This window comes from Pelorhabdus sp. sgz311001 (assembly GCF_055901755.1).
Genome location: NZ_JBVXUT010000002.1, coordinates 368,378 through 384,717, shown reverse-complemented (window position 1 = coordinate 384,717; position 16,340 = coordinate 368,378). Strand labels below are relative to the sequence as shown.

13 protein-coding genes are annotated in these 16,340 nt (G+C 45.1%); all 13 read left to right on the top strand.

All coding sequences use genetic code 11. The features are described from left to right. Positions 1–29: 29 nt before the first annotated feature. The 13 genes from AC0MXB_RS07715 to AC0MXB_RS07655 all read left to right on the top strand — a co-directional run bounded on the left by AC0MXB_RS07715 (position 30) and on the right by AC0MXB_RS07655 (position 16,326). A complete protein-coding gene (locus AC0MXB_RS07715; protein ID WP_474039076.1) occupies positions 30–1,265 on the top strand; it encodes a glycosyltransferase in 1,236 nt (411 codons plus the stop codon). Next, complete coding sequence (locus tag AC0MXB_RS07710; RefSeq protein ID WP_474039075.1) at positions 1,262–2,494, top strand: glycosyltransferase; 1,233 nt, start codon at positions 1,262–1,264, stop codon at positions 2,492–2,494. The genes AC0MXB_RS07715 and AC0MXB_RS07710 overlap by 4 nt, the downstream gene beginning before the upstream one ends. Positions 2,495–2,566: 72 nt before the next feature. Continuing rightward, positions 2,567–4,504, top strand: coding sequence for a glycosyltransferase family 4 protein (locus AC0MXB_RS07705; protein ID WP_474039074.1), 1,938 nt, complete (start codon positions 2,567–2,569; stop codon positions 4,502–4,504). 50 nt (positions 4,505–4,554) lie between these two features. Beyond that, positions 4,555–5,817 carry a flagellin lysine-N-methylase gene (gene fliB, locus AC0MXB_RS07700; RefSeq protein ID WP_474039073.1) on the top strand — a complete coding sequence of 421 codons (1,263 nt, stop codon included), beginning with the start codon at positions 4,555–4,557 and terminating at the stop codon, positions 5,815–5,817. 12 nt (positions 5,818–5,829) lie between these two features. Next, positions 5,830–6,261: a DUF6941 family protein gene (locus AC0MXB_RS07695; protein WP_474039072.1), complete on the top strand. Its 432-nt coding sequence runs from the start codon at positions 5,830–5,832 to the stop codon at positions 6,259–6,261. A gap of 8 nt (positions 6,262–6,269) precedes the next feature. Beyond that, positions 6,270–7,724 (top strand): tetratricopeptide repeat protein, encoded by a 1,455-nt coding sequence (locus tag AC0MXB_RS07690; protein ID WP_474039071.1) that lies wholly within the window; start codon positions 6,270–6,272, stop codon positions 7,722–7,724. Next, positions 7,721–8,080, top strand: coding sequence for an EamA family transporter (locus AC0MXB_RS07685; RefSeq protein ID WP_474039070.1), 360 nt, complete (start codon positions 7,721–7,723; stop codon positions 8,078–8,080). Before AC0MXB_RS07690 ends, AC0MXB_RS07685 begins: the two co-directional genes overlap by 4 nt. Positions 8,081–8,132: 52 nt before the next feature. Continuing rightward, entirely contained in the window at positions 8,133–10,652 is a 2,520-nt protein-coding gene (locus AC0MXB_RS07680; protein ID WP_474039069.1) for a hypothetical protein, read from the top strand. Positions 10,653–10,690: 38 nt separating this feature from the next. Next, positions 10,691–11,476 carry an ABC transporter permease gene (locus AC0MXB_RS07675; protein WP_474039068.1) on the top strand — a complete coding sequence of 262 codons (786 nt, stop codon included), beginning with the start codon at positions 10,691–10,693 and terminating at the stop codon, positions 11,474–11,476. Continuing rightward, positions 11,473–12,708 (top strand): ABC transporter ATP-binding protein, encoded by a 1,236-nt coding sequence (locus AC0MXB_RS07670; protein ID WP_474039067.1) that lies wholly within the window; start codon positions 11,473–11,475, stop codon positions 12,706–12,708. The genes AC0MXB_RS07675 and AC0MXB_RS07670 overlap by 4 nt, the downstream gene beginning before the upstream one ends. Positions 12,709–12,713: 5 nt before the next feature. Then, positions 12,714–13,664 (top strand): class I SAM-dependent methyltransferase, encoded by a 951-nt coding sequence (locus AC0MXB_RS07665; RefSeq protein ID WP_474039066.1) that lies wholly within the window; start codon positions 12,714–12,716, stop codon positions 13,662–13,664. A gap of 22 nt (positions 13,665–13,686) precedes the next feature. Beyond that, the gene (locus tag AC0MXB_RS07660) at positions 13,687–15,093 is read left to right on the top strand and encodes a glycosyltransferase family 4 protein (RefSeq protein WP_474039065.1); all 1,407 of its coding nucleotides are present in this window, start codon (positions 13,687–13,689) and stop codon (positions 15,091–15,093) included. A 12-nt stretch (positions 15,094–15,105) separates the two neighbouring features. Further along, on the top strand, positions 15,106–16,326 hold the full coding sequence (locus AC0MXB_RS07655) for a glycosyltransferase (protein WP_474039064.1): 1,221 nt from the start codon (positions 15,106–15,108) through the stop codon (positions 16,324–16,326). Positions 16,327–16,340 lie beyond the last annotated feature (14 nt).

Genomic DNA, 16,340 nt, shown 5'->3' with positions numbered 1-16,340 from the left:
AGATTGTTACTAGAAAAGTGAGTGGTTTCATGCGGATTTTATTTGTTCATCAAAACTTTCCGGCCCAGTTTGGACGGCTGGCTTACACGTTAGCACAGCAAGGAACTCATGAAATTGTCTATTTGACAGAGCGGGTAGAAGGGCAGTTGCCTGGTGTGAGGAAAGTCTTGTTTCAAAACAAAGGGAAAACTTCACCGGCAACGCATCCTTATCTGTTATCACTTGACCAATCGGTGCGGCAAGGCGAAGCTGCCTACCGTGCGGCGAAACAATTGAAACAAGAAGGTTTTACGCCTGATATTATTTATGCTCATGTGGGCTGGGGCGCTGAAATGTATTTGAAGGATTTATATCCTAATGTACCTTTTGTGGGCTACTTTGAATGGTTCTATCAGTCTCACGGCAGTGATGTCGATTTTGGCCGGACTGAGCCGCTCGATCCTGATGAGCTTTGCCGTTTGCGGACGAAGAATATGGCGATTGTGCAGGGCCTCTATACAGCCGATGCGGCTGTTTCGCCGACCTATTGGCAGCAAAGTCAGTTTCCCCATCCTTATGTGCGGAAGATCCAGGTGATTCATGACGGGATTGATACGGAAGTTTGTACGCCGAAGCCTGGCGCCAAACTGGTATTGCCCAATTTGAAGCTAGACTTGTCAGAAGCCCAGGAGATCGTGACCTATGTCGGGCGGGGCATGGACCCCTACCGCGGGTTTCTGGAGTTTATGAAAACGGCGTCGCTCTTGCAAAAGCGGCGGCCGCACTGTCATATTGTGGTGGTTGGCGCCGAGCGGATTGCCTATGGCGCACCCCATCCGAGCGGCAAGAGCTACAAGCAGGTAGCCTTGGAAAGCTTCGATTTTGATCGTAAGCGCCTGCATTTTACGGGACGGATTGATTATCCACTGTATCGTCAAGTTATGCAGGCTTCGACGGTACATGTTTATTTGACAAGACCCTTTGTCTTGTCCTGGTCGATGATGGAAGCCATGTCTTTTGGCTGCGCCTTAGTAGCATCAAATACGCAGCCTGTTACAGAAATGATTAATGACGGCGTGAACGGTATTTTGGCCGATTTTTTCAAACCTCAAGAAGTCGCGGATCGGGTAGAAGAATTGTTGAATGATCCGCTTCAACGTCAGGCTCTGGGGGTTCGGGCGAGAGCGACGATTTTAGATCGCTATGATCTCACGACCATGTTGAATCGTCAGTATCGTTTCTTAGAGTCGGTTGTGGCAGCGTATCAAGGGAGGTTTTTTTCATGAACATTTTACTGCTTCATAATGCCTTTCCTGGCCATTTTCCTCATATCGCCCGCGCTCTTACGGCGCGGGGCCATCAAGTTGTATTCGGCTCGTTGCCAGTCAAACCAGAGCTGGTCATTCCTGGTGTGAAACGGATTGCGTTTCAGGCGGCAAGGCCGGTCAATCCGGCAACTCATCCCTTCTTATATCCTTTCGAAGCGGCAGTGCTTCAAGGGCAGGCAGCTTATCGGAAAGTAGCGGAACTTATGCAACACGGTTTTATGCCTGATTTGATCTATGGTCATTCGGGTTTTGGCGCGACCTTATATATGAAAGATTTGTTGCCTAAAGTGCCACTCGTGTCTTATTTTGAAATGTTTTACCGTGCCGAAGGAGCGCAGTTTGCTTTTACCGGACCAGAAAAACTCGATGAAACAGAGCGGCTCAGAATTCGTTCCGGCAATGCGGCTTTTCTGCAGGATCTTTTTTCCTGTGATTTTGGTATTACACCGACAAAATGGCAGGCAAACCTGTTGCCGCCCGAATATGGCTATAAAATTCGCGTCATTCATGACGGAGTTGATACAAGCACTTGCTGCCCCACTGACGATAAAGCAGCGGTGAGAGCAGCGCTGTCAGTCGCTTTACCGGAAGATGCTGAACTTCTTACTTATACGACGCGGGGCATGGAGCCCATGCGAGGCTTTCCGCAGTTTATGGAGGCGCTGGCCATACTGCAAAAGCGGCGGCCGAAACTGCACTGCATTGTCGTAGGCCGTGATACGATTGAGTATGATCCGAAGCGAGCTGATGGTAAAACCTATAAGGAATATTGCTTGGAGCAGCTCGATCTTGATTTGTCGCGCCTGCATTTTATTGACTGGCTGCCTTTTGGCGATTATATTAAAGTGTTGCAGGCATCAATGGCTCATATTTATTTAACAAAACCCTTTGTGCTGTCGTGGTCGATATTAGAAGCGATGGCCTGCGGCTGCGCCATTGTCGGTTCCGATACGGCGCCAGTGCGGGAAGTCATGGCTCATGAACAAACGGGGCTGCTAGCCGATTTATATTCGCCGACAGCTATCGCCGACAGCGCGGAACGACTCTTGACAGATCGGGCGCTGCGGGAACGGATTGGAAAAAATGCCCGGAATTTTGTAGTAGAACAATATAGTTTTGACCGTCTGCTGCCAGAGCAGATCGGCTTATTGGAAGCAGTTGCGGCGCAGCTGTCTGCCAAGAAGTAACTGGACGAGCAGGCCTTCGCTTTTTTGCAGCGAGCCTGCTTGTTTTGCATATCATCTTAAGGGGGAAACACTGTGAAGATTCAATTTGTTTTGCCGCGGCCCTTTCTTGTACCATCAGGCGGCTATCGTATTGTCTATGAATATGCCGAAAGATTGGCCAAGCGTGGTCATGATGTGACTGTATATCACAGCGTATTATTGCCAGGCTGGAACTTCAGTAATGAGCAGCTTGTTTCGTTTTTATTTGCTTTTCTTCGCCAGGATTGGCCACAGCCCTTTCTACCGGAATGGTTTAGCCAGAAGCCAGCTTTTCGCTGTGAAGTGATCCCGGAAATTCAAGATAAATATGTTCGTGATGCTGATGTGACGATTGCAACTGCTTGGGCCACGGCCAAGCCAGTTGCCGAACTTGCCGCCAGCAAAGGAAAGAAAGCGTATTTGATTCAAGGTGAGGAATCCATTGGCGGTACGCCGCCGCAAATTGTTCATGATACGTATCGCCTGGGTATGGCTAATATTGTCGTGTCGAAATGGCTGGGTGAACTTTTGCAGGAAAAATCGGCCCCAGTGGCTGACTATATTCCCAATGGCATTGACTTTTCTCGTTTTCGCCGCATAAAACCGCGGCAAGATCGTAACCCCTATGCGGTAGGAATGATGTTTCATTCTGTGCCCTGGAAAGGCGGCCGTGACGGGTTACAGGCGCTGCAGATTGCCAAACGGCGGTTCCCGGAACTAATGGCTACCTTGATTAGTACCGAAGAAAAACCACAGGGATTGCCTGAGTGGGTTGAATATGTGCAGAATCCGCCCCAAGAAGAGCTTGTTCGTCTTTATAATGAGCAGTCTGTCTTTATCAGTTCTAGTGTCAATGAAGGTTTTGGCCTGCCTGGCGCGGAAGCTTTGGCCTGCGGCTGTGCTCTTGCTACGACAGATAGCAAGGGGATTCGTGAATATGCGGTCCATGAACAGACGGCCCTAGTTTCGCCGCCGAATGCACCGAAAGAACTGGCCGAGCAGGTGATCCGGTTATTAGAAGATCGGAAGCTGCAGGAACAGCTAGCTGAGCAAGGCTATGAGGCAGTTCAGTCCTTAACGTGGGAACGAGCCGTACGAGGTTTGCAAAAGCTTCTGCAAGAGCTTGTACCACCTTATAACGCCCAATGGCAGAACGATTGGGAACGACTGCAGCAGCGTGAACCTGCCTTTACCCTACCGATTGATAGTCTACAGGATCTTATGGCTCAAGTAAAAAATCTGCCAATAGGCGCGGCAGCGGAGCAACCGCAGGTGATTGACGGACTTTTTGCCATCGGCTTGGAATATCGCCGCCGGTTTATTGAAAAGTATCTTTTAGAGCAGTGCCAGCAGAAGGTACAACACGGTCCGTTTAAAGACATGACTTACTTTATACAGCCGATGGATAAACATTACTGCCCGAAAATTCTCGGCACTTATGAACAGGAATTGCAAGAGTTACTGCAGCAGTGTTCCTTTGCGGATCAGTTTATTTTTGCTGATAGTACCGATAGCTATGAAGCCGTTGGTGCGGCCCGCTTATGGCCTGAAGCAACTATTCTTTCCTTTGTACCTGATAAGAATAGTCTTAGGGCAAGCAATCATTTAAAGACGCTAAATGAAGTGGCTGATCGGCTTACTGTGACAGAAGGAATGATGACAGCTCAGCAGCTTACGTCAGATCAGACAGGACAGCGGGTGCTAATCATTCGGACAGCGGCGATGTTGGCGCAGCTATTACAAACGATGCCGCAAGGTGATTGGCAAGGTCTTTATATTTTATGCAAGCTGCCGCCGCGTCAACAGGAAAATTTAACAAATGTCTTTCTACAAGTTTTTCAGAAAACCCATCGGATCCAATTTGTTTGGCCGAAAAGCCGCACAATAGAAGATATTAAAGTTTTACAAAATTTTAGTGAAATGGATACGTTTGTGGCATTGCGCGAGGAACGCGGAACAGAGCCGTGGGCCTTATTGGGGCCGCTAGTCTAAATAAAACAGGAAACCTAGATTCGAGTAGGGATCGCAGGAGGGAGTTTACCATGGAGGGAAAAAAGGGAAGACTAACCAATCAATTATGGCATGTGCCAAGCTATGTCGCTAAATTTCAGTGTCAGCAATGTGGTGAATGCTGCTTAGCAAAATGGCGCATTGATATTGATAAGGATACTTATGGCAAAGTAAGAACGGCTTATGAAGCACAAAACAGACAAGAAGAATTTGCGCAGAAGATGGAAGTGAATAAAGATGGTAATGCTGTGGTCAAATTCGTCAATCAGCGCTGCGCCGCTTTGACGGAAGAAAATCTTTGTACTTATCAAAAAGAATTAGGGGCAGACTTTTTGTCAGATACGTGCAAAGTTTATCCGCGGAAGATTTTTGCTTCGCCGCGAGGCTTAGAATTTGCTCTCGATTTTTCTTGTAAAGCCGCGGCCAATTTATTGCGACAAAAAGATAAGATTACGGTTTCCGTGGAAGAATTCCAAAATTCTTCGTTCGCCTTTCTAGCACCCAAGCGCAGCCAGTATTACTGGCCGGAACGTCTGCCGAGCTCGAATCTGAATCGCTACTACTATGTGATCGAAGAGAAATTAATTGCGTTATTGCAGGATAGGGATATTCCTTTTGTGGCACGGCTGTTTCGGGTGATGAACTTTCTCACTGGACTTGGAAAAACAGCATTGGAACAAGGTGAGAAACAGAGCGAAGCGCAAATTGAGGCAGTTTTTGCCGCTAGTATCCGCCAAACAAGCGCTGTTCCTGACCATGATTATGCTTGCTATTTACAGGAGTTGCTACAGTTTTGTCAGGAACGTGCCAAGGAAACGGCGTGGCTTAAGAATATGATAACCTTCTTTTTTCGCACAATCCATGAAGAAAATCGACCACAGACCATGGCGGAAGCGGTGCAGGCAACGCACCGTGACGTTGAGCAGATGACAGTCCCTTTAGAAACCTTTGCGCTGCTGAGGAACTCTTATTGTGAGCCGAAGCTGCTGGAACTGGATCATATTTTTGAGCATTACTTTGTCAATTATGTTTTAAAGAAGTCTTTTTATTTTATGGGTTGGAAAGGTGCTTTATTTAATATGGCCTTCTTGTATGGGGCGCTACAGTTTTTTGCTGTTGGCTATTGTGCGGTGTTGAAGCAGCCGCTTAATGAAGATATATTAATTGGAGCCATTGTCGATCTCGATAATGCTTTCATTCATTCTGGTGCATTTACGGAGCGAATTGATCGGATGTTTCAGCAAAAGCCGCCCGTAGAACAAGAGCGGATTTTACAGGCTTTGCTGCGCGCTTAAGGAGGTAAAAAGATGAAAATTATGCATAGTGTTTTTTGTGATCAAGCCGAATATAATACGCTTACAGAACAACTGGATTGTCGCGGGATTTTTTCGAAAATTGTGTCGCCGCAGTTTCCTTGTAAGCTCAACTTTACGATTGTTTATTGGTTAGAAGCGGTTGCGAGTGAGCAAGAAAGCTGTAACCTCTTAGTACGCAATCGGCAAGGAAAGGTCATTGGTGGACGGGAAAATCCTCAATTAACGGTACTGCCGGAATCCGGTAAGGCCCTGCTTATTTTCCATTTTGCCGAATTCCCTTTCTCACACGATCAGGAAGCTTTGCAGATCGAACTATGGCAAGACCAGCAAAAGATTGATTCGCGGGCGATTACAGCTTGTCAGGCTTTGGTGCCGCAGCCTGTGAATAAACTCGGTGATCGCGGTTTTGTGGCGCTGTATTAGGAGGATTTATGAAGGACTGGCAAAAATTATATCAGAGAGCTGTTCAGCAGCAGCAGGCAGGTAACAAGCAAGCTGCGCTGCAACTTTATAAACAAATTTTGCCAAGCAAGCCCCAAGACTTTACCATTTATGCCAATTTGGGTCTGTTGTATCAATCGCTTGGCGATAAAGCTGCTGCTATCAAGTCTTATGAAGCGGCCCTTGTCTTACAGCCGCAGGACAGTAGGTTATGCCGAATTTTGGGAATTTATTATATTTCCCGGGAAAATATCGCGAAAGGACGCTCTTTATTAGAGCGTGTTTGGCAGCAAGATGCGACAGATTGGGAAGTCGGCCTGCTTTTAGCTAGAATGTACAAAGATCATAAAGAGTATGAGCAAGCGACAGCGATTTTTCATCAAGTAAGTATTCTGAAACCAGATTTGGCGGAACCTTATGCGGAACTCGGCAATATTCGCCGCTATTATCAGGACCTGGATGAGGCAATTTCCTTGTTCCGACAGGCCTTGGTTTTGGAACCGGAGAATGTAGATTATCATGGATTTTTATTAGAGGCGCTACTGTATACTGGTGATCTATGGGAAGGGTTCAAAGAATTGGAGTGGCGTAAAAAACGGCCCCAGCGTCAAGAATTCTATGAGCGGTTTAACGTGATTCCCGCCTGGCAGGGAGAGATTTTTTCTGGGAAAAAACTACTTGTCTACTGTGAAGAAGGGCTTGGCGATGTACTTCATTTTGTTCGCTACCTCCCGCTGGTGAAGGCTCGCGGCGGTCATGTGACGTTAGCTTGTCAGGAGCCCTTGGTAAGACTTTTTCAAAGCTTGCCTGGTGTTGATGCTGTAGTGAATACCATGACAGTGACAGATTATGATTTGTCGGTAGCGCTTATGACACTGCCTCATGTTTTTGGAACTACTTTGACTACGATTCCGGCGCTGGTTCCCTATATGTATCCGCCCCGGGAGCTGGTTGGCGAATGGCAAGCACGGTTTCGTGGCATTCAGGAAAAGAAAGTCGGTGTGATCTGGACAGGAAACTCCCATAAGGATTGTCATATTCGGGACTTGGCGCCCTTAACTGCTTTTGCCAAACGGCCTGATGTGAAGCTTTACAGTTTGCAAAAGGGCGATGGGGAACAGCAATGGTCGGAGAAGCCGGCTGGTCTTCCGATGATCAATTTATCAGGGGAGATTACTGATTTTGCCGATACAGCGGCGATTATGCTCAATCTGGATCTCATTATTTCGATCGATACGTCGACAGCTCATTTGGCGGGCGCGTTAGGTAAGCCAGTGATTACAGTGCTTTCAGCTCTTGGCGAATGGCGCTGGCTGCAAGACCGCGAAGATTCACCTTGGTATCCAACGATGCGGCTACTGCGGGCGGAGCATCAACAAGAAAGCTGGCAGGAGCGGTTTTCTCGTCTGGCAAAAGAATTAGAAGCGATGGAGCGTGTCCCGTGAGTTATGTATATATTTTGATTACTGTGTTGTGCACTGTCTTTGCTCAGATTGTTATCAAGTGGCAGATGAGTCTTGCTGGGCCTATGCCAATCCTACCGATCGATAAAATTATTTTTTTACTGCGGCAGTTCTTAAATCCTTGGATTTTGGCGGCTGTAGTCGGCGCATTTGCTGCGTCTCTATCATGGATGGCGGCGATGACTAAGTTGCCGCTGAGTGTAGCCTATCCTTATGTGAGTTGTTCCTTTATTTTGATCTTATTCTGCAGTTATTTCTTTTTTCAGGAATCGTTAACACTTTATAAAATTCTTGGCGTTTTATTCATTATGATTGGTATTGCTGTAAGTAATTTATAATTTAAGTATAGTAAAGCTTTTATTTTAAGCAGTTGTTTTACGGGAGGCTGGCATGAAGGAGTTTTTTATGGCCCGGCGCAGGGGACTAGAGTATTTTTTTGCGCTATTTCTTTGTTTTGGAGCGATGTTTTTTGTTTTTGATTTTCGCCATTTGTCGTTAAAGGTCCCCTTTACTTATTATTGGGACGGCTTATTTATTGGGGCTACGATTAAAAGCATGCTGGAAAACGGCTGGTTTCTTTATAACCCTTCGATTGGCATGCCTACTGGTGCTTATTTTTATGAATTGCCATTTATTGATGTTGTCAACTGGTTTATGATTAAGCTGCTGGGCTATGCTGTTCCCGATTATGCAGTGGCCATGAATTTGTATTTTTTGCTGACCTTCCCCATGGTTACCCTGACATCGCTTTATGTATTTCGCTATCTAAAGCTTTCTTATGGGTGTGCCTTAGTGGGAAGTTTGCTCTTTGCTTTTTTGCCTTTTCATATTTTGCGCGGGGAGCTGCATTATGCTTTTTCGACGTATCAATTAGTACCATGCATTGTATTGGTAATGCTTTGGCTCCTGGAAAAGCCGCTGTTCTTTGTTTATGATAAAAGTGAGGCGGCTTGGCGATGGTCTTTCAGAAAAAAACGGGAAATTGCTGCTGTGTTGATTTGCCTAGCTATTTCTACGTCAGGCTATAACGGTTTTTTTTCTTGCTTTTTCTTGTTAGTCACTGGACTGTTTGCTTTTATTCAAAAGCGGGAAAAACGAGTTCTAGTTTCTATGGCAATTTTGCTTGCTATTATTACGACAGGCTTTGCGGCAGAAGTGGTTCCCTCTGTCGTATATCAGCATGTTTATGGTAAAAACTCTGAAGTGTTTCAACGCAGCCCTGGTGATTCAGAACTTTACGGTTTAAAGTTAGCCCAGCTGTTGTTACCAGTGACAGATCATCGGTTTTTGCCATTTAAGGAACTCAGAGAACGCTATAATAAACTATATCCCTTAAATAATGAAAATGGTATGGCGTCACTTGGCTTGATTGGGAGTATTGGTTTTTGCGGCCTCTTATTTCTTTTGTTTCGCAGCATGCTTCGTTATCCGTTGCCGGAGAAATACCGGTTTTGGACCTTGCTGACATTTTCAGCGCTTTTTCTGGGGCAAATTGGTTCATTTGGCTCATTGGTTGCTCTCTTGCTAACACCTTTTATTCGGGGGTATAATAGGATTAGTCTGTGGATTGGCTTCTTTTCACTGACGGCAGTGGCTTTATTTCTGGACTTTGTCTATCGACGCTATGCGGTTTCTATTTGGCGGCAAAGTTTGTTTTATTTTGTCTTATGTATTTTACTTGTTGGCGGAATTTGGGATCAGAATCCGCGTTTTTCGCCTTTAGCCTATGCTCAAAATCAAAAAGTCTATGCTGATTTTATTCATGAGGTAGAAGCTTCGGTGCCACAAGGTACTATGATTTTCCAGCTGCCCTATGTTCCTTTTTTTGAAAGTCTGCCGGTTGGAGAAATGCAGGACTATGATCATTTGAAAGCCTATTTGGAATCGAAGACGCTGCGGTGGAGCTATGGCGCTTTTCGCGGTAGAGAGGCTGATAAATGGCAGAAGGAAGTTGTTCAGTTGCCTGTTGAACAATTTGTTGCAGCAATCAAAGAGCAGGGGTTTGGCGGTATTTATATTAATCGCTCAGCGTATCCTGATAAAGCGGCTGCTTTAGAAAAAGAGCTCGCGAATTTTCTAGGAGAAAAACCGCTGGAAAGCACTGATAAGCATTTGGCTTTTTATTCGTTAGAAAATCACTTTCCAGCAGTGGCTGGTCAAGTAGAATCACCACTGCCGTTTCAGGTTAGCTGGGGTGAAGGATTTAAGGCGAGGAGCAGTCACTTTGCTGACGGAGCAGATAGTTTTGCTACTCAGGGATCTTGCTATATTTTTAATCCTTCAAATCAGAATGTGCCGGTATTAGTAGATTTATTTATTACGACTAAAGCTGTCTCAAGAAACTTGACGATCACTGCCGGGTCCACAGTAGATCAAATGCTAGTGGACAAAGCCGGGTCAGGCTATACGAAGCAAATCGTATTGCAGCCAGGAGTGAATGTACTTTCTTTTGCGGCTCCTGACTACATGGATGATTATCATAAAAATACTGAAAAGTTTAGTATAGAGCATTTGACAATTACTACAGAGGGAGCGCAGCAAATGCCTGACACGGTGACCGTGCTTTGGCAAAGCGGCGCATCTTATACGGAGCAAGGCGGTCAGACGCAGTGGCGATGGCTGGCCAAGCAAGGTGAATTTTACTTAGTAAATCATGGGGCGCGTGAACAAGACGTGGTTCTTCGTGCTCAATTTGTGTCCGGTAACCCCGAAAAAGCAAATTTACGACTTTGGGGGTCGGGGATAGACGATGTTTTGACCATCGATGCAGCACCTGTTTTGTGGCAACAGAAAATTGAGTTGCAACCAGGTAGCAATCGGGTTTCTTTTTCAACTGATGCGAACCCTTTAGCTGTTCCAGGCGAAACGCGCAATTTAGTGTTTCGGGCCGTTCATTTTACGCTTCAATAAATATGGGGAATTTGTAGAAAAGAGGATCATTTATATTTATGCTTAAGTCGTTGTGGACCTACAGGCATTTTATTGCGGCATCCATTGTCGGAGAAATAAAAAATCGCTTTGCCCGTTCGAAATTAGGAACATTTTGGTGTATACTCCATCCTTTGGCCCAAGCCGCTATTTTTACGGTTGTTTTGGCAGAAATATTAGGCGCAAAAATACCCGGTGCAGCGACGAAGGCGGCTTATCCCATCTATTTGATGGCTGGGAGTGCTGGCTGGGGATTGTTTACTGAAATTACGAATCGCTGTATTTCTATTTTCGTGGAGTATGCTGGTACCTTAAAGAAGATTTCTTTTCCTCGGCTTTGTCTGCCCATTATTGTATGGGGAAATGCGCTGATGAATCATATTTTGCTATTGATTGCGATGGCGTTTATTTTTATGCTTTTTGGCCATTTTCCTGGAATAGCTTGTCTTTCCTTGCTCTTGGGCGTTTTACTGATTTCGCTGTTTGCATTTGGCTTAGGCGTCATTTTAGGGATTTTAAATGTATTTTGGCGCGATGTTGGTCAGGTTATGGGCATTGTTTTTCAAATCTGGTTTTGGACGACGCCAATTGTTTATACAGCGGATGTTGTGCCAGCGCGCTTTCAATGGCTCATGCATTTAAACCCGATGGTTCCGTTGGTCGGCATTTATCAGGATGCTCTTTTATTTAATCGCTGGCCGTCTCTGCAGGGCTTAGTCATGCCATTTCTTTTGGCAATATTTTTGTTTGTGCTTGCGTTCTTTTTATTTCGGCGGGCAAGCGCGGAATTGGTGGATGAGTTATGAGTACGACAGTTTTAACGTTAGATCATATTGGTAAGGCTTATCGTAAATATAAGCGCACCCTCGATCGTTTTTTGCATTGGTTTGGTGTCGCTATTACACCAGAAAAAGAGTATTGGGCGGTTCGCGATGTATCTTTTTCGTTACAGCAAGGTGAGGCCTTAGCCTTAATTGGCCAAAATGGTGCGGGAAAAAGTACTTTATTAAAATTAATCACGGGAACGGTTCGTCCCACTAAGGGAAATATTTCTTTTTGCGGCAGAATCAGTGCTATTTTAGAGCTAGGAATGGGCTTTAATTCGGAATTAACAGGGCGGCAAAATGTGTTTTTAGCGGGCGGTTTAATGGGGTTTTCACGCGAACAGTTAGCAGATCTTTTACCGGAAATAGAAGACTTTGCTGAACTAGGCGGTTATTTTGACCAGCCGCTTCGAACGTATTCCAGCGGGATGCAGGCGAGATTGGCTTTCTCTTTGGCCACAGCTATGCGTCCTGATATTTTGATTGTCGACGAAGTATTATCTGTGGGCGACAGCTATTTTCAACATAAAAGCTTTAACCGAATCCGTCAGTTTAAACAAGCGGGTTCCACTATCTTATTTGTTACCCACAATATGGGAGATGTTCGTGAACTATGCGACAGAGTCATTTTACTTGATAAGGGAACGGTTTTACGGGATGGTAAGCCTGATGAGGTAGTTGATTACTATAATGCGCTACTTGCCCAAAAGGAAAATGAAAGCTTTACGGTAGAACAGCGCATTGCTTCGAATGGCTGGCTGCAAACACGTTCGGGAACGCTACAAGCCGTGATTCATAAGATTCGGTTGTTAAATGTACGAAATGGCGAAGAAATGGCAGCTGTTCCTGTCGGCGAAAAAGTGATGTTAGAATTAGAAGCGAAGATAAATGAAGATATTCCTCGCCTGGTTTTGGGATATATGCTGCGAGATCGGACGGGCCATGTAGTTTGGGGAACGAATACCTGGCATACAAAGCAGGTTGTGGAGGATGCTAAAGCAGGGGAAACGATTGTATTTAAAACTCCTTTTACCTGCTCGTTAGGTCCAGGTTCTTATTCGGTTACGGCGGCGTTGACTAGCGGCGATACGCACTTGGAAGGTAATTTTGAGTGGATTGATAATTTGATTGTTTTTGATGTAATGAATGTTGACAAAGATACCTTTATTGGAACTAATTTTTTAGATGCAGCTTTTCGCATTGAGCGGGGGTAGAGGCCATGACCATATATCGCGCTTTTGAAGAAACTTATCGCGGTGATCGACAGCTTATCAAAAAACGTCTTAGCGTTTATTTGCCTTTTCTAGTGCAACTGACGGAACTGTCTTCTTGTCGCAGTGCTTTAGACTTAGGTTGCGGACGAGGCGAATGGATGGAGTTGCTGCTTGAGCAAGGTTTTATGCCTCATGGTGTTGATCTGGACGAAGGCATGTTGGCAGCTTGTCGGGAGAAGTCTTATTCTGTTTCGCAAGCTGATGCGATTGCTTTTTTGCAGGCAGAGCCTGATGCAAGCCGAATTGTGATCTCGGCGTTTCATTTTGTCGAGCATATTTCTTTTGAATCACTGCAGATTCTTATGAAGGAAGCTTTGCGGGTGTTGCAGCCTGGCGGTTTGCTGATTTTGGAAACCCCTAATTGTGAAAATTTATTAGTTGGTACGAATAGCTTTTATCTTGATCCGACGCATCAGCGCCCCTTGCCGTTATCGTTACTTACATTTTTAGCAACGTATAGTGGCTTTTCTCGGATCAAAGAGCTGCGGCTCCAGGAAGATCCAGCCATTGTCGGACGGGAAGATATTTCGTTGCAGGCTTTTTTACTTGGCGTAAGTCCTGATGGCGCAATTATTGCGCAAAAAGATTCGCAGGGCCAGGATACGGCGCTGTTGCAGGACCTTTTTGCCAAAGAATATGGTATGTCGATCCTTGCTTTAGCGCAACGTTATGATGAAAGTCTATCAAATAAAATGCTGCAGATGGAAATGCGTTTGCAAGAAAATATCAATCGAGTGGAAGCGAAAGCGCTGGAAGCGGAAGCAAGAGCAGTGCGCAACGAAAAAATTGCTGCCGAAGTATATCATCATTATTATAGCCTGACAATGAGTCGTTCTTGGCGCATGACTCGCCCACTTCGCAGATTGGGCCAATTCATCCGCAAGTTCATCCGTTAGTCAGAGGAAAGGGATTTAGTAAATGGCGACAAAATATTTAGATGTGACTACCTGCTTTCGTTTTCAGGGCGGACAGCCTGTCGGAATTGTACGAACAGAATATATGATAGCGAAATACCTTTTAGCTCATAATATGGAAGACTTTCAATTCTGCCGTTTTGATATAGGCCAAGGGCGTTTTTGTAAAGTAAGCCACGATGAAATTCGCTTTGTGCTATCGACGATTGGCGTAAGTCAGACTCCCGGTAAGCAACCTACTCAGGCTGCGAGCGTGCCTGAGTTTGCGAAACCATCGCTTAAAAGTAGAATTAAATACTCGCTGAAAGCTACGGCGAAACGGATTTATCATAAACTTCCGCCGGAAATTGCGCCTCATTTTAAGCAGCTTGCTTTGACGACGGTTCAATTTCTGCGTGCGGTTCAGACCTATCGCTTGCAGAAAAAACAAGCACCGCTTACTACTAGCAAACAACAAACTGAGGCTTCGCACAAGCCATCAAAGCATTGGCACTTCTTTCAAGAAGGCGATGTTTATATTAATGTTGGCTTGATGTGGGACTTTCTCCCTGTTCGCAAATTATATCAAGAGAAACAGAAACTTCATTTTAAAGTATGTAGCGTAGTCTATGATTTAATTCCTTACTTGATCCCTGAATTCTGTAATGGCATGCATCAGACTTTTTTAGCTTCGATAGTGGATTTACTCTGGCTATCTGATGAACTTTATTGCATATCAGATCATACCTTGAAAGATGTTGATCAGTTTATTCGGGAAATGGGAATTGAACAACGCGTGTTGCGACGGATTCACTTGGGAACAGATATTGCGGCAACAGCTGCCGGATCGCAAGAGGAACTGCCTGCACAGTTTCAGGATTTACAGCCTGGAAAATTTATTTTGTTTGTCAGCACCATTGAAGCGCGAAAGAACCATGAGTTGATTTATCAAGCTTGGCGTCAGTTGTATCGTAAGTGTAAAGACAGTCTTCTGCCTGTTGTGTTTGTAGGAATGAAAGGCTGGACTGTTGATGATTTATTTAAACGGATTGAACTGGACTTTCGGTTATATCCAGAGTATATTCGCTGGGGCCATGGGTTATCTGATCAAGCATTAGGCTGGCTGTATCAAAATTGTCGCTTTACCGTTTTTCCTTCCCACTATGAAGGGTGGGGACTTCCTGTTGCCGAATCTTTAGCATACGGTAAGGTATGTATTTCATCGAATGCCGCTTCGTTGACGGAAGCTGGCGCTTCTTTTGCTGAGTTTATAGATCCTGTCGATACGATGAAATGGGTAGAGGTTCTCGAACGCTATTTGCAGGATGACGCTCTTCTTAAAGAACGAGAAGCAAGAATTAAGCAAGAATATGTTCCTTTTTTATGGGACGAAGGCTGTCAGCAGTTTATAGAAAATATTCGCGCTCTTTAAGGAGGGAAACCGTTGCATATTGTTCACTTAGCTACTTACCCAGTAAGAAAGCCAAGGCATGGCGGACAGTTACGTGTTGCGGCTATGCAGGATATATTACGAAAGTCCGGTCATCAGGTGACGCATATTGCCGTCTATCCTTATTTTTTTGATCCTGGCGGAAAGACCGATAGCGGCGATTATATTCTTCCGCCAGAGTATTTTGAGTGGGCGCAAAGCCGGGGATTAAGGCCGACTGATGTGGATAGTGCGGAGTATTTTTCTTATTCCGAGAAAACTTATAATCAGTTTGTGCGGCAGCTAACGGAATTGAAACCAGATTTGATTATGATTGAACAGTGCTGGTTATGGCCGCTTATAAAAAAAGTACGCGAGGAAAATCCCTCGCTCCAAGCGCTCCCGTTAGTATATTCTTCGCAGAATATAGAAGCTGACTTATTACATATGGTTTTGATGATTGACGGCACTGAACAGAAGCTTTGCGAAGCAATTTATGCTAAAGCGCAGGCCATGGAAGCGGATTTTGTGCAGCATTGTGATGCGCTGCTTGCTGTAACCGATGAAAATGCCAATCACTTTCGGCAAATTAGGCCAGAGGTTTCTGTGTTTGTATGTCCTAATGGGATTCATCGTCCGGCGCCAGCGGCGAATTTATTGCAATGGCAGAGTCGGTATGCCGAATATCGATGCGCCTTTTTTATCGGGTCGCTGTTTCCGCCTAATGCCGAAGGGTTTATGACTATGCTTGGACCCCACAGCGCCTATCTTGCACCAGATATGAAAATTATTATTGGCGGCGGCGTAGGAACTTTACTGCAGTCCCATAAAAAATATAGCTGCTATCAGAGCATGTTTCAACGCAGCTTTGACTTAGTTGGAATGTTAGAGCCGGAAGATCTTAGCAGTTTGCTTGCTCTAGCAAAAGTCATTGTATTGCCGATTACGCATGGCGAAGGATCTAACTTAAAAACAGCCGAAGCCATTCTTACAGGCAAACCGATTGTTGCGACCTCGAAGGCGTTTCGCGGCTATGAGTCTTATTTATCATTGCCTAACGTCTTTATTGAAGATGATCCGCTGTCATTTAAATGCAGAGTTCGTGATTTATTAAAGCTAGATACGAACATTGCTTTATCGCAGCAGGAGCGAGATTTAAGTGATTTGGTGCTTTGGGAAAATACTTTAAAGAACTTATCAGCAGTGATGGAACTGTTTTATAAAAAAGCGCAATAAGAGAAAGGGTTTTG

Bases quoted from the DNA above. Each gene is read 5' to 3' on its own strand.
- AC0MXB_RS07670 (WP_474039067.1), top strand. From the start codon at position 11,473: ATGAGTACGACAGTTTTAACGTTAGATCATATTGGTAAGGCTTATCGT.
- AC0MXB_RS07665 (WP_474039066.1), top strand. From the start codon at position 12,714: ATGACCATATATCGCGCTTTTGAAGAAACTTATCGCGGTGATCGACAG.
- AC0MXB_RS07695 (WP_474039072.1), top strand. From the start codon at position 5,830: ATGAAAATTATGCATAGTGTTTTTTGTGATCAAGCCGAATATAATACG.
- AC0MXB_RS07680 (WP_474039069.1), top strand. From the start codon at position 8,133: ATGAAGGAGTTTTTTATGGCCCGGCGCAGGGGACTAGAGTATTTTTTT.
- AC0MXB_RS07715 (WP_474039076.1), top strand. From the start codon at position 30: ATGCGGATTTTATTTGTTCATCAAAACTTTCCGGCCCAGTTTGGACGG.
- fliB (WP_474039073.1), top strand. From the start codon at position 4,555: ATGGAGGGAAAAAAGGGAAGACTAACCAATCAATTATGGCATGTGCCA.
- AC0MXB_RS07710 (WP_474039075.1), top strand. From the start codon at position 1,262: ATGAACATTTTACTGCTTCATAATGCCTTTCCTGGCCATTTTCCTCAT.
- AC0MXB_RS07690 (WP_474039071.1), top strand. From the start codon at position 6,270: ATGAAGGACTGGCAAAAATTATATCAGAGAGCTGTTCAGCAGCAGCAG.
- AC0MXB_RS07675 (WP_474039068.1), top strand. From the start codon at position 10,691: ATGCTTAAGTCGTTGTGGACCTACAGGCATTTTATTGCGGCATCCATT.
- AC0MXB_RS07660 (WP_474039065.1), top strand. From the start codon at position 13,687: ATGGCGACAAAATATTTAGATGTGACTACCTGCTTTCGTTTTCAGGGC.